Origin of the sequence: Streptomyces coeruleorubidus (assembly GCF_028885415.1) — a bacterium.
Taxonomy (GTDB): domain Bacteria; phylum Actinomycetota; class Actinomycetes; order Streptomycetales; family Streptomycetaceae; genus Streptomyces; species Streptomyces coeruleorubidus_A.
On sequence record NZ_CP118527.1, the window covers coordinates 6,431,145 to 6,444,524 of the forward strand.

The window sequence follows — 13,380 nt, forward strand, 5'->3', positions numbered from 1 at the left end:
GTGCCGGACGCGGTGAGCTGGAGGGGACGGTTCGCGTGAGCGAGATACCAGCGAAGGCCACGGAGTCCGAGGACCCGTCGGAGGGCGCGAGGGCGATGGCCGCGGACGGCCTGGCTTCCGCGGTGGGAGGTGCGCTCGCGGCTGACGGGGTGCAGCCCGGGGACGCCATGTGGCAGAGCAGTCCCCCGGGATCCATCTACGACTACATCAAGGTCGCGTCCTTCTCCATCGGCCCCGACGGGCTCGTCGACCAGTGGAGCCTGCGCGCCGAGCACCTCTTCGGCATTCCGGTCGAACGCGCCGTCGGCATGGACCCCATCGAGACGTTCATCGACCCGCGCCATCGCGAGCGGGGCATGCGCAAGATGGCCGAGATCCTCGACGGGCGCGAGTGGACCGGCGTGGTGCCCTTCCGGATGCCGAAGGACGCCGAGGGGGAGTGCGGGCGCGAAGGGCTCGCCGAGGTGTACGTCATGCCGACGCGCACCGAGGACGGCGAGAAGGCCGCCGTCTGCATCGTCGTCGACGTGCGCACCCTGCGCAGCATCGAGACGGACCTCGCCGCATCGCAGGCCATTTTCGGTCAATCCCCGTTCGGTTTCCTGCTGATCGACTCCGACCTGCGGGTCCGCCGCGCCAACCACCGGTTCGCGTCGGTCTTCGGCGGCGAGCCCGACGACCACCGCGGCAAGGGCGTCCACGACTACCTCCAGCGCGGCGAGGCCGAGCGGGTCGCCGCGACGCTGCGCCGCGTGCTGGAGACCGGCAACTCCATCACGGACATGCACGTCACGGGCTTCGTGCCGGGATCCGACGAGCGCCGCCACTGGTCCGTCAACCTCTACCGCGTGCACAGCGGTTCGGGCCGGCCCATCGGCATCGCCTGGCTCGGCACGGACATCACCTCGCGCCGCGCCGCCGCCCGCGAGGCCGCCGCCGCCCGGCGCAACCTCGCCCTGCTGAACGAGGCCGGCGCCCGCATCGGCAACTCCCTCGACCTGGAGACCACGGCCCGGCAGCTCCTCGACGTCGTCGTGCCCGGCTTCTGCGACCTGGCCACCGTCGACCTCTACCAGGGCCTGCTGGTCGGCGACGAGACCCCGCCCGGGCTCGCCGACGGCAGCGCCGAGCTGCGCCGGGTGGCCTTCGCAAGCGCCGTCTCCGACGCGCCCTTCACCGGCACCGGCGTGCCCGTCGCGGTCGGCGCGGTCCATCACTACCCGTTCAACTCGCCCTGCGCGGACGCCCTGCGCACGGCCCGCCCGCAGACCGTCCCCGGCGAGGACGGCGGGCTGGTGCAGTCCACGCTCGCCGTGCCGATGGTCGCCCACGACACCGTCGTCGGGCTGGTGCAGTTCGCCCGGACGAAGGGCAGCGAGCCGTTCGGCGACCGCGACCGGGACCTGGCCGTCGAACTCGCCGCGCGCGCCGCCGTCTGCATCGACAACGCCCGGCTCTACCGCCGCGAGCACGAACGCGCGTTGATACTGCAACGGTCCCTGCTCCCGCCCGGTGACCCGGAGGCCTCCGGCCTCGACATCGCCTGCCGCTACCTGCCCGGCAACGCCAACACCGGCCGGCCCAGCGAGGTCGGCGGCGACTGGTTCGACGTCATAGAACTCCCCGGGCACCGCACCGCGCTGGTCGTCGGCGACGTCATGGGCCGCGGCCTGCGCGCCGCCGTCGCCATGGGCGAACTCCGCACGGCCGTCCGGACCCTGGCGCAGCTCGACATCGAACCGGCCGAGGTGCTCTCCCAGTTGGACGAGATCGCCCGGGGCCTCGGCGCCCCCGGCGGCGTCCAGCAGGCGACCCGGGCGGCCCGCCGCCCCCGCGAGGCCGACCTCTCCGAGGTGTACCTCGCCACCTGCGTCTACGCCGTCTACGACTCCGTCACCCGGCGCTGCACCTTCGCCAACGCGGGCCATCTGCCGCCCGTCCTGGTCGAACCGGGCGAGCCGGCCCTGATGCTCGACGTGCCGCCGGGCATGCCGCTCGGCGTCGGCGGCGAGCCCTTCGAGGAGGTCGAGGTCGAACTGCCCGAAGGCGCCCTGCTCGCGCTCTACACGGATGGACTGGTCGAGAGCCGCGACCACCCCCTGGACGAGGGGCTCCAGGCCTTCGTCAGCGCCCTGTCCGACCCCACCCAGCCGCTGGAGGACGTCTGCGACCACGTCCTCAACACCCTCGACTCCCATCACGGCGAGGACGACATCGCGCTGCTGATGGCACGTGTACAGGGCCTGCCCACCGAGTCCGTCGGCGACTGGACACTGCCGCGCGAGCCGCGCAGCGTGGGCCGGGCCCGCGAGTACGCGCGTGCCCAGCTGCTCAGCTGGGACATGGAAGCCCTGGTCGACACCACGGAGCTCCTGGTCAGCGAACTCGTCACCAACGCCCTGCGCTACGGCGAGGGCGAGATCCGGCTCCGTCTGCTGCTGGACCGCACACTGGTCTGCGAGGTCTGGGACTCCGGCCTGGTCCAGCCCCGCCGCCGCCGCGCCCGCGACACCGACGAGGGCGGCCGCGGCCTCCAGCTGGTCGGCCTCCTCAGCGCGGCATGGGGCTCCCGCCGCACGCCCCGCGGCAAGACGGTCTGGTTCGAACTGCCCCTCCCCGGCGGCGAGACGGGCCTGACCGATCCGGCGGAGGCGCTGCTGAGCCTGTTCTGACCGGAACCGAACATCGGTACGGATCGTCCTCCCCGGCAACATCATCTGCATCACCGGGGGGAGACGGCATGGACCGCACGGAAGGCGCCACCCCGACAGAGGCAGCAGCCGCCGAAGACGCCGCGCAGGACGCTCCCGCACCCGACAGTGGAAAGGGCAGAGGGCGTCGGCGCTGGATCAGACGCACGGCACTCGCCGTGGTCCTGGTCCTCCTGGTTCCTCTCCTGTCCGTTCTGACGGCCCTCCGCATCAACTACATGGGCGACCCGGCGGACGGCACGCACACCCGGAACCGCGACGCGCTCTGGCTGGGCCACGCCTGGGTCGACGGCCGCAAGAAGGACGCCGACGTCACCGCCCTGGCCCGCCGCCTGCAAGGCACCGGCATCCGCGACCTGTACGTCCACTCGGGTCCGCTGGAACACGACGGCACGCTCCCCAAGTCGGTCTATCCGAGGGCGCGTTGGTTCATAGACGCCGTACACGAGAAACTCCCCGGCATCCGCGTCCAGGCCTTCCTCGGCGACGTCCTGGCCACCGAGGGCGCCGACGGCATGGTCCTGGAGAACCCGGACACCCGAGCCGCCGTCGTCCGCTCCGCCCGTCAGATCCTGGACACCGGCTACGAGGGCATCCACCTCGACCTGGAGCCCATGCCGTCCGGCGACCGCGACTACCTCACCCTCCTCGACGCCCTGCGCCGCGAGACCCGTTCCCGGGACGCGCAACTCTCCGTCGCCGCCCACCAGATCGACCCGCTCCCGGCCCTTCACACCGTGTTCGGTCTCTTCACCGCCCACCCCAAGTGGTGGTCCCAGGAGTTCTTCGGCCAGGTCGCCCGCCGCGTCGACCAGATCGCCGTGATGTCGTACGACACCGCGCAGCCACTGGAGAGCACCTACGGCGGCTACGTCGCCCAGCAGACGTCCCTCGCCCTGGAGGTCACCCCGCCCTCCACCGACCTGCTGATGGGCCTGCCCTTCTACTGGGAGAGCAACTTCGACCACTGGGGCCACGCCGAGACCGTCCCCGCCGCCGTCCGGGGTGTCCGCCTGGGCCTGTCCCGCACGGACGCCGACCGGGCCCGCTTCGGCGTCGCGCTGTACATCGACTTCGCCGCGACCGAGGCGGACTGGCGGGCGTACAAGGAAGACTGGGTGCGGTGACCAAGACCCGACGCCCCCTCACCCGCGCCGCCCTCGGCCCGGCCCGGTCCCTCACCGCCGTGGAACGCCTGCGCGGCGGCAGGGGCGCCTACCGCCTGACCCTCGACGACGACTCCACGGCCGTCGCCTACGTGTGGCCGGACGACGAGGACCACTGGGACCAGCCGAACCCCGACCCCCGGGACGTCTTCTCCCACGGCACCGGCCTCGGCCTGTTCACGACGGCTCACACCGACGCCACGCACACGTACCTCCCGGCTCATGGACCGGATGGCCGAACCGCTCGCCACCCTGCACGCCCACACCGGCCCCCGCTTCGGGGCACGATCCACGCCCTGGCCGCCGAGGTCCCCGCTCCCCGCCTCCAGCAGGCGCTCAGCCTGCTGAGGAGCGCCTCCTGATCTTCGAGCCCAGCCACACCAGCGGGTCGTACTTGCGGTCGATCGCCCGTTCCTTCAGGGGGATCAGCGCGTTGTCCGTGATCTTGATGCCCTCCGGGCAGACCTCCGTACAGCACTTGGTGATGTTGCAGTAGCCCAGACCGTGCTCGTCCTGGGCGGTGGTCTTGCGGTCCAGGCCGGATTCCGCCGCCGCGTCCAGCGGATGCATGTCCAGCTCCGCCACCCGCATCAGGAAACGCGGCCCCGCGAACGCCTGCTTGTTCTCCTCGTGGTCGCGGACCACATGGCAGGTGTCCTGGCACAGGAAACACTCGATGCACTTGCGGAACTCCTGCGAGCGGTCCACGTCCTCCTGCATCATCCGGTACTCGCCGGGGCCGAGGCCCTCGGGCGGCACGAAGGCCGGGACCTCCCTGGCCTTGGTGTAGTTGAAGCCGACGTCGGTGACCAGGTCGCGGACGACCGGGAACGCCCGCAGCGGCGTCACCGTGATCGTCTCCTCCCGGTCGAACACCGACATGCGCGTCATGCACAACAGCCGCGGCCGGCCGTTGATCTCGGCGGAGCACGAACCGCACTTGCCCGCCTTGCAGTTCCAGCGCACGGCGAGATCGGGGGCCTGGGTGGCCTGGAGGCGGTGGATGATGTCGAGCACCACCTCACCGTCGTTGACCTCGACCTTGAAGTCCTCCAGGCCGCCGCCCCCCACGTCACCGCGCCACACCTTGAAATGGGCCGTGTAGCTGCTCATTCGTACAGCTCCTCTTCGGCGAGGTACTTGACCAGCTCCTCCTTGTCGAAGAGGGCGAGCAGGTCGGCACGGACGGGTTCGGTGGTCTCGCGGGTGAGGGTGATCTGGCCGCGGACCGGGTCCGTCGCCGCCAGAGTGCCCGTCGGGTCGGTGAGCGAGCACAGCAGGTTGATCCGGCGCCACTTGCGGTCCATCCCCGGATGGTCCTCGCGGGTGTGCCCGCCGCGCGACTCGGTGCGCTCCAGCGCGGCCCGCGCCACGCACTCGCTGACCAGCAGCATGTTCCTGAGGTCCAGGGCGAGGTGCCAGCCCGGGTTGAACTGCCGGTGCCCCTCGACACCGGCCCGGCGCGCCCGGACCCGCAGTTCGGCCAGCTTCTCCAGGGCCTGCTTCATCTCCGCCTCGCGGCGGATGATGCCGACCAGGTCGTTCATCGTCTGCTGGAGTTCCTGGTGCAGGGTGTACGGGTTCTCCGGCGGGCCGCCCTTCGGCTCCTCGATCTCCGCCTCGGCGGAGAAGGGCCGCAGGGCCTCGGCGGCGGCGGAGTCGATCTGGCCGTCGTCCACGACCGGCCGCGCCCCGGCCAGCCCCGCCGCGTACTCGGCCGCGTGCCAGCCCGCCCGGCGCCCGAACACCAGCAGGTCGGACAGCGAGTTGCCGCCGAGCCGGTTGGAGCCGTGCATGCCGCCGGCCACCTCACCGGCCGCGTACAGCCCCGGCACCCCGCGCGCCGCCGCCGTGTCGGACTCGACCGCGACACCGCCCATCACGTAGTGACAGGTGGGCCCGACCTCCATCGCCTCCGCCGTGATGTCGACGTCGGCCAGCTCCTTGAACTGGTGGTACATCGACGGCAGTCGCCGCTTGATGACCTCGGCCGGCATCCGGGTCGACACGTCGAGGAACACGCCCCCGTGCGGGGAGCCGCGCCCCTCCTTCACCTCGGAGTTGATCGCCCGCGCGACCTCGTCGCGGGGGAGCAGCTCGGGCGGGCGCCGGTTGTGGTCCGGGTCCTCGTACCAGCGGTCGGCCTCGTCCTCGGTCTCGGCGTACTTGTCCTTGAAGACGTCGGGGATGTAGTCGAACATGAACCGCTTGCCGTCGGAGTTGCGCAGCACACCGCCGTCGCCGCGCACCGACTCGGTGACGAGGATGCCCTTCACCGACGGCGGCCAGACCATGCCCGTCGGGTGGAACTGCACGAACTCCATGTTCAGCAGGGGAGCGCCCGCGAGGAGCGCCAGCGCGTGGCCGTCGCCGGTGTACTCCCACGAGTTCGACGTCACCTTGAAGGACTTGCCGATGCCGCCCGTGGCGATCACGACAGCCGGTGCCTCCAGGACGAAGAAGCGGCCGGACTCGCGCTCGTAGCCGAAGACTCCGGAGACGCGGCCCTCCTCCTTCAGCACGCGGGTGACCGTGCACTCCTGGAAGACCCTCAGCCGGGACTCGTAGTCGCCGGTCTCCTTGAAGTCCTCCTGCTGGAGCGCGACGATCTTCTGCTGGAGGGTGCGGATCAGCTCCAGGCCCGTGCGGTCGCCGACGTGCGCGAGGCGCGGGTACTCGTGGCCGCCGAAGTTGCGCTGGGAGATCCGCCCGTCCTTGGTGCGGTCGAACAGCGCCCCCCAGGTCTCGAGCTCCCACACCCGCTGCGGCGCCTCCTGCGCGTGCAGCTCGGCCATCCGCCACTGGTTGAGGAACTTGCCGCCGCGCATGGTGTCGCGGAAGTGGACCCGCCAGTTGTCGTTCTCATTGGCGTTGGCCATCGCCGCCGCGATGCCGCCCTCGGCCATCACCGTGTGCGCCTTGCCGAACAGCGACTTGCAGATCACGGCCGTACGGGCACCCCGTTCACGTGCCTCGATGGCGGCGCGCAGTCCGGCGCCGCCCGCCCCCACCACGACGACGTCCCACTCCTGCCGGTCGACCACGGACATCAGAACGCACCCCTCATCAGAAGAACCGCGGATCGTCGAAGGCACCGGACGCGACCAGGTAGACGTAGAAGTCGGCGAGCGCCACGCTCACCAGCGACGCCCAGGCGAGCAGCATGTGCCGGGCGTTGAGCTTCCCGATCCACTGCCACATCCGGTAGCGCACGGGATGCTTGGAGAAGTGCTTGAGCTTGCCGCCGACGATGTGCCGGCACGAGTGGCAGGACAGCGTGTACGCCCAGATCAGCACGATGTTGACCAGGAACACGAGCGTGCCGAGCCCCATGTGGCCCCACTCGTAGTTCTCGTCGCGGAAGGCGAGCACGGTGTCGTAGGTGAGGATCCCGGCGACGAGGAGCGCGGCGTAGAAGAAGTACCGGTGGATGTTCTGGAGCACCAGCGGGAAGCGGGTCTCACCCGTGTACTTCTGGTGCGGCTCGGCCACCGCGCAGGCCGGCGGGGACGCCCAGAAGCCCCGGTAGTAGGCCTTGCGGTAGTAGTAGCAGGTCAGACGGAAGCCGAGCGGGAAGATCAGGATGATGATCGCGGGGGAGATCCCCCACCAGCTGCCGAAGATCTCCCAGTTCGGGCCGGCCTTCATCGGCTCGCAGTTCTCCGCCAGGCAGGGGGAGTAGAAGGGCGAGACGTACGGCGCCGCGTAGTAGTCGGCGTTCGCGAAGGCCCGCCAGGTCGAGTAGACGATGAAGGCCAGCAGACCGGCGACCGTGCCGGCCGGGGCCAGCCACCAGCGGTCGGTGCGCAGGTGCGGGGCGTCGATCGCGGCGCGCGTACCCGCCCGTACGCCGCCGCTTCGGGGATGGGGTTCTGTGGCGGGAGGTTCCGTACCAGTGGCCACTGTGACGACTCCGGTCGGTTCGGGGGAGGTGCCGGTCGTTCGACTCCTGCCCGGTCAGGGAGCGCGCCGGTCCCGGGCGCCGAGCCCCTCGTCGTCCGAGTCGACCCACAGCGACGGGTCGTACGGCGCGTCCGAGATGGTGACGAGGTCGGGGCGCTTCGGTGCGGCCGGCGTGGCGGCGGCGTCGCGCAGCAGGGCGACGCTCTCGCGCAGGTGATTGGCGTCGGCACGGACGCGGCGCATCTCCAGGCCGCCGGTGCCGAGCTGCTTCTCCAGGCGTCCCAGCGAGCGGAACAGCTCGTCGAGACTGCGTTGGACTGACGTCAGTTCGTCGTGAACGGACATGACTTGCCCTCACTTCCGCGGGTCCTTCGAGGCCCAAGGCGGCAACGTTCATGCGCCTGCGAGTGTTGCGCGTCACACCTTGTGCTGTGAAGGGATGTGCATCGATTGGCCGAGGCGTGTGGGTGCACCGCGCGGTGCGTTGCGCCACACGGGTGGCTTCCCGCCCGTGACCGCCGTGTCGCCCTGTGTTGCCGAACCCTTTCCTCTTCAGTGGCCGCATACATCAGATGAGCTCCAAATACCGCCAAAAGTGATCATAACGCCCGCGGCTTCCCGGAGGTAGCACAGATGTCCCAGCACGGCGTCGGCCCGCGTGCGGTCACGCGCTCGGTCGCCTTCCTCACCGCGGGTGTGCTCGCGGTGCCCGCGCTCGCCGGATGCGGCTCCGAGGACCCCGCGGGCAAGCCGCTCGCCGCACCGGACATCCAGCCCGCGGGCCGCGACCGGATCGCCGACGGCGGCACCCTGCGCTGGGCCGTGGACTCCGTGCCCGACACCCTGAACACCTTCCAGTCGGACGCCGACGCCACGACCACCCGCGTCGCCCAGGCCGTCCTGCCCTCGATGTTCCGGATGAACGCCAGTGGCCGCCCCGAGCGCAACCCCGCCTACCTGGAGTCCGCCGAGGTCGTCGAGACGGAGCCCAAGCAGGTCGTCCTGTACAAGCTGAACCAGCAGGCCGTCTGGAGCGACGGCCGGGAGATCGGCGCCGCCGACTTCGCCGCCCAGTGGCGCGCCCTGTCCGGCAAGGACACCGCCTACTGGACCGCCCGCAACGCCGGCTACGAGCGCATCCAGAAGATCGAGCGCGGGGACAACGCCCTGGAGGTCAGGGTCACCTTCGGCCGCCCCTACGCCGACTGGCGGTCGCTGTTCTCGCCGCTGTACCCGAAGGACGTCATGGGCACCCCGGACTCCTTCAACGACGGGGCACGCAAGAAGCTCAAGGTCACCGCCGGTCCCTTCACGGTGAAGAAGGTCGACCGCGAGGACGACGAGATCACCCTCGCCCGCAATCCGCGCTGGTGGGGCGAGCCGGCCAAGCTCTCCGAGATCGTGCTGCGCACCGTGCCGCGCGACAAGCGGGCCGCCGAGCTGGCCGCCGGCACCCTCGACGTGGCCGAGATCGACCCCTCCGCGGCCCGCCGCATCACCGTCGCCGCCCAGCCGCGCAGCTCCAGCGGCCCGGTGATGGGCCCCGGCGCCGACCGGTCCACCGCGCACGCCCTGCGCTCCTGGGCCGTCGCCAACGGCACCGACGAGGACGCCGCCGACGAGGAGACCGTCGCCCGCAAGAAGCTGCGCAAGGCGACCGCCACGTACGCCCGGCAGCAGCAGGCCCTGCGCGGCTTCGAGGTGCGCAAGTCCCTGGAACCCGCCTACACCCAGCTCGCCCTGAACGGCGCCGAGGGCCCGCTCGCCGACGAGCGCGTCCGCAGGGCCGTCGCCCGCGCCCTCGACCGCAAGGAACTGGCCGAGGCCGTGCTGAAGCCCCTGGGCCTGCCCGCCGTCCCGGTCGGCAGCCACCTGGCCCTCTCCGGCCAGGCCGCCTACGCCGACAACAGCGGTGCCCTCGGCGGCCAGGACACCAAGGAGGCCCAGGCCCTGCTCGCGGACGCCGGGTGGGTGCGCGGCGGCCCGATCAAGGAGCAGCAGAAGAAGAAAGAAGGGGAGAAGGCGGCCGGCGCCGAGGGCGAGAAAGCCGGCGCCTCCGAGGAGGAGTCGGCCGACGACGGCACGCACGGTGGCGAGGACAACAAGGCGCGCCACGGGCAGGACCCGGCCGACCACCTCGTCCAGGACGGCAAGCAGTACAACCACCCGAACCAGGGCGGTGCCCCCGGCGCGTACGCCCCCGAGGGCACCGCAGCCCCGGCGGGCCGCGAGGCCGCCCCGCTCGCCAAGAACGGCAAACCCCTCACGCTCCGCTTCGTACTCCCCACCGGGCCCGGCTCCCAGACGCTGCGCACGGTCGCCGACCGCATCTCCCGCATGCTGGAGCGCGTCGGCATCGGCACGGACATCTCCAAGGTCTCCGACGAGTCCTACTTCAAGGACCACATCGCCTCCGGCCAGTACGACCTCGCCCTGTACTCCTGGCCCGCCACCGCCTTCCCCGCCACCGACGCCCGCCCCGTCTACGCCAAGCCCGTCCCGGCCGCCGACGGCTCCCTGAACGTCGAGCAGAACTACACCCGCGTCGGCACCGACCAGGTCGACCAGCTCTTCGACGAGGCCGTGTCCACCCTCGACGAGGGCGAGTCCCGCTCCCTGATCCGCAAGGCGGACTCCCGCATCTGGGCGGCGGCCGGTTCCATCCCCCTCTTCCAGCGCCCCCAGCTCATCGCGGCCCGCAAGAACCTCGTCAACACCGGAGCGTTCGGCTTCGGCACGCCGGTCTACGAGGACATGGGCTTCCTGAAGAAGGGCGCGAAGCCGGCGGCGGGCCCGTCCGCGAAGGGATCTGCCGCCCCGTAGCTCCCTTGCCGCTGCGGCCCGGCGCCCGCACCATGAACCCACAGTGATCATGGTGCGGGCGCCGGGCGTCCGTTCACGGGGGACGAGAGCCGGCGGATGCGCGGCACGATACGGCTGACCTGCACGGCCGGGCTGGTCGTCGGGGTGCTGGTGGCGGGGCTGACGGCGTGCACCGGGGGACACGGACGGCGGCAAGGCCGACAAGGGCCGCAGGACCGACACGGCCGTGGAGACGGCCTGCGCGGACGGCACCTTCACCTGGTCCCGCGCAACGAAGTGGGCGAGGACACGACGCGGAGCGCGATGCGCCGGATCCACTCACCGCGCCCGCCCGTGCGGGCCGGCGGACCGGCCCCGTTCGCCGCGGAGGTCCTCTTCCCTCTCGGCAAGAAGACCGGCGAGATCGAATCCGACGCACGCACCCTGGCGGAGGCGGGCAAGGAAGAGGCCGGGGCGTTCACCGACGTCCACCGCCCCGAAGCTCGACCCCGACCGCCTCCCGACCGGCGCGGCGGGCGAGTTCGTCCAGTACGCCGGTGTGAAGGAAGTGGCCGCTGACTGCCCTTGAGGCCGACCGGCACTCCTGCGTCGAGGCCAGGGCCGGCACTCCCAGCCCGTCCGGCGCTTGAGGACGAGGCCGTTCAGGCCGAAGCGGGGGTCTGGGGGCGGCAGCCTCCAGGGCGGCCCCGGCATCGGCGCCGGGTACCCCGCAAACAACCCTGACCTGCACCGACGTATCCCGGCTAACCCCAACCGGAGCGGACCCGTACCATGGGGTGAGGCCGTGGCATGTTGAGCCCGGCAGGGCCCGCGCACCACCGACGTACGCGCAGGGCATTCCTCACCACTCCGGGAGTACGCCTCAATATGGCCACGCGCCACGACATCCGCAACGTCGCCATCGTCGCCCACGTCGACCACGGCAAGACCACCATCGTCGACGGCATGCTGAAGCAGGCCGGCGCCTTCGCCGCGCACCAGCTCGACTCCGTCGACGACCGCATGATGGACTCCAACGACCTGGAGCGTGAGAAGGGCATCACGATCCTCGCCAAGAACACGGCGGTGAAGTACCACCCGAAGGACGGCGGGGACCCGATCACGATCAACATCATCGACACCCCCGGCCACGCCGACTTCGGCGGCGAGGTCGAGCGCGGTCTGTCGATGGTCGACGGCGTCGTCCTGCTCGTGGACGCCTCCGAGGGTCCGCTGCCGCAGACCCGCTTCGTGCTGCGCAAGGCGCTCCAGGCCCGGCTGCCCGTCATCCTGTGCATCAACAAGACGGACCGGCCCGACGCCCGTATCGACGAGGTCGTGAACGAGGCGTACGACCTGTTCCTGGACCTGGACGCCGACGAGGACCAGATCGAGTTCCCGATCGTCTACGCCTGCGGCCGTGACGGCATCGCGTCCCTGACCAAGCCGGAGGACGGGACGGTCCCCTCCGACTCCACCAGCCTGGAGCCGTTCTTCTCCACGATCCTGGAGCACATCCCGGCCCCGACCTACGACGAGGCCGCCCCGCTCCAGGCGCACGTCACCAACCTGGACGCCGACAACTTCCTCGGCCGTATCGCGCTGCTGCGCGTCCAGCAGGGCGAGCTGAAGAAGGGGCAGACGGTCGCGTGGATGAAGCGCGACGGGTCCGTCCAGAGCGTGCGGATCTCCGAGCTGATGATGACCGAGGCGCTCACCCGCAAGCCGGCCGAGAAGGCCGGCCCGGGTGACATCTGCGCGGTCGCCGGTATCCCCGACATCATGATCGGCGAGACCCTGGCCGACCCGGAGAACCCGGTCGCGCTGCCGCTGATCACCGTCGACGAGCCGGCGATCTCCATGGTCATCGGCACCAACACCTCCCCGCTGGTCGGCCGCGGCGCCACCGGCAAGGGCGCCGACAACAAGGCGGCCGTCAAGGACCGCAAGGTCACCGCCCGCCAGGTCAAGGACCGCCTCGACCGCGAGCTGATCGGTAACGTCAGCCTGCGAGTGCTGGACACCGAGCGGCCGGACGCCTGGGAGGTGCAGGGCCGCGGCGAGCTGGCGCTGGCCATCCTCGTCGAGACCATGCGCCGCGAGGGCTACGAGCTGACCGTCGGCAAGCCCCAGGTCGTCACGAAGGACGTCGACGGCAAGGTCTACGAGCCGGTCGAGCGCATGACGATCGACGTGCCCGAGGAGCACATGGGCGCGGTCACGCAGCTCATGGGCGTCCGCAAGGGCCGCATGGACAACATGTCCAACCACGGTTCCGGCTGGGTCCGTATGGAGTTCGTCGTGCCCTCGCGCGGTCTCATCGGCTTCCGGACCGAGTTCCTGACGCAGACCCGCGGCACGGGCATCGCCCACTCCATCCACGAGGGCTTCGAGCCCTGGTTCGGCACCCTCCAGACCCGTAACAACGGCTCCCTGGTCGCCGACCGCGCCGGTGCGGTCACCGCCTTCGCGATGACCAACCTCCAGGAGCGCGGCGTGCTGTTCGTGGAGCCGGGCACCGAGGTGTACGAGGGCATGATCGTCGGCGAGAACTCCCGCGCCGACGACATGGACGTCAACATCACCAAGGAGAAGAAGCTCACCAACATGCGGTCGTCCACGGCCGATGTGACCGAGTCGATCGTCCCGCCGCGCAAGCTGTCGCTGGAGCAGTCCCTGGAGTTCTGCCGCGACGACGAGTGCGTCGAGGTCACCCCGGAGGCCGTGCGCATCCGCAAGGTGAACCTGGACGCCCGCGAGCGCGCCCGCGCCGCGAGCCGCGCCAAGCACGGCTGACG

At 71.0% G+C, this 13,380-nt stretch carries 10 protein-coding genes; 6 read left to right on the forward strand and 4 right to left on the reverse strand.

The window, feature by feature from the left end:
* Nucleotides 1–35 precede the first annotated feature (35 nt).
* From PV963_RS30060 to PV963_RS30070, 3 genes are read left to right on the forward strand one after another with little or no spacing between them, the layout of a single operon-like run.
* Complete coding sequence (locus tag PV963_RS30060) at nt 36–2,672, forward strand: SpoIIE family protein phosphatase (protein WP_274819156.1); 2,637 nt, start codon at nt 36–38, stop codon at nt 2,670–2,672.
* The gene (locus tag PV963_RS30065) at nt 2,669–3,838 is read left to right on the forward strand and encodes a hypothetical protein (protein WP_425541041.1); all 1,170 of its coding nucleotides are present in this window, start codon (nt 2,669–2,671) and stop codon (nt 3,836–3,838) included. Before PV963_RS30060 ends, PV963_RS30065 begins: the two co-directional genes overlap by 4 nt.
* The gene (locus PV963_RS30070) at nt 3,835–4,239 is read left to right on the forward strand and encodes a hypothetical protein (protein ID WP_274819159.1); all 405 of its coding nucleotides are present in this window, start codon (nt 3,835–3,837) and stop codon (nt 4,237–4,239) included. Before PV963_RS30065 ends, PV963_RS30070 begins: the two co-directional genes overlap by 4 nt.
* Here PV963_RS30070 and PV963_RS30075 read toward each other — a convergent pair.
* Genes PV963_RS30075 through PV963_RS30090 form a run of 4 tightly spaced genes read right to left on the reverse strand, consistent with a single transcriptional unit; the run spans nt 4,214 to nt 8,125 of the window.
* Entirely contained in the window at nt 4,214–4,990 is a 777-nt protein-coding gene (locus PV963_RS30075; protein ID WP_274819160.1) for a succinate dehydrogenase/fumarate reductase iron-sulfur subunit, read from the reverse strand. The genes PV963_RS30070 and PV963_RS30075 overlap by 26 nt on opposite strands.
* Nucleotides 4,987–6,927: a fumarate reductase/succinate dehydrogenase flavoprotein subunit gene (locus tag PV963_RS30080; protein ID WP_274819162.1), complete on the reverse strand. Its 1,941-nt coding sequence runs from the start codon at nt 6,925–6,927 to the stop codon at nt 4,987–4,989. The genes PV963_RS30075 and PV963_RS30080 overlap by 4 nt, the downstream gene beginning before the upstream one ends.
* Nucleotides 6,928–6,943: 16 nt before the next feature.
* Complete coding sequence (locus tag PV963_RS30085; RefSeq protein ID WP_274819163.1) at nt 6,944–7,780, reverse strand: hypothetical protein; 837 nt, start codon at nt 7,778–7,780, stop codon at nt 6,944–6,946.
* Nucleotides 7,781–7,834: 54 nt separating this feature from the next.
* Nucleotides 7,835–8,125 carry a hypothetical protein gene (locus PV963_RS30090; protein WP_020277543.1) on the reverse strand — a complete coding sequence of 97 codons (291 nt, stop codon included), beginning with the start codon at nt 8,123–8,125 and terminating at the stop codon, nt 7,835–7,837.
* A 288-nt stretch (nt 8,126–8,413) separates the two neighbouring features.
* Between PV963_RS30090 and PV963_RS30095 the strand changes: the two genes are divergently transcribed.
* The 3 genes from PV963_RS30095 to typA all read left to right on the forward strand — a co-directional run bounded on the left by PV963_RS30095 (nt 8,414) and on the right by typA (nt 13,378).
* On the forward strand, nt 8,414–10,603 hold the full coding sequence (locus tag PV963_RS30095) for an ABC transporter family substrate-binding protein (protein ID WP_274819165.1): 2,190 nt from the start codon (nt 8,414–8,416) through the stop codon (nt 10,601–10,603).
* Nucleotides 10,604–10,699: 96 nt separating this feature from the next.
* Nucleotides 10,700–11,161 carry a hypothetical protein gene (locus PV963_RS30100; RefSeq protein ID WP_274819167.1) on the forward strand — a complete coding sequence of 154 codons (462 nt, stop codon included), beginning with the start codon at nt 10,700–10,702 and terminating at the stop codon, nt 11,159–11,161.
* A gap of 309 nt (nt 11,162–11,470) precedes the next feature.
* Nucleotides 11,471–13,378, forward strand: a complete 1,908-nt coding sequence (gene typA / locus PV963_RS30105) for a translational GTPase TypA (RefSeq protein ID WP_274819169.1) — start codon at nt 11,471–11,473, stop codon at nt 13,376–13,378.
* Nucleotides 13,379–13,380 lie beyond the last annotated feature (2 nt).

Coding starts and splice junctions, on each gene's coding strand:
- PV963_RS30075 (WP_274819160.1), bottom strand. CDS start 4,990: ATGAGCAGCTACACGGCCCATTTCAAGGTGTGGCGCGGTGACGTGGGG.
- PV963_RS30080 (WP_274819162.1), bottom strand. CDS start 6,927: ATGTCCGTGGTCGACCGGCAGGAGTGGGACGTCGTCGTGGTGGGGGCG.
- PV963_RS30090 (WP_020277543.1), bottom strand. CDS start 8,125: ATGTCCGTTCACGACGAACTGACGTCAGTCCAACGCAGTCTCGACGAG.
- PV963_RS30095 (WP_274819165.1), top strand. CDS start 8,414: ATGTCCCAGCACGGCGTCGGCCCGCGTGCGGTCACGCGCTCGGTCGCC.
- PV963_RS30100 (WP_274819167.1), top strand. CDS start 10,700: ATGCGCGGCACGATACGGCTGACCTGCACGGCCGGGCTGGTCGTCGGG.
- typA (WP_274819169.1), top strand. CDS start 11,471: ATGGCCACGCGCCACGACATCCGCAACGTCGCCATCGTCGCCCACGTC.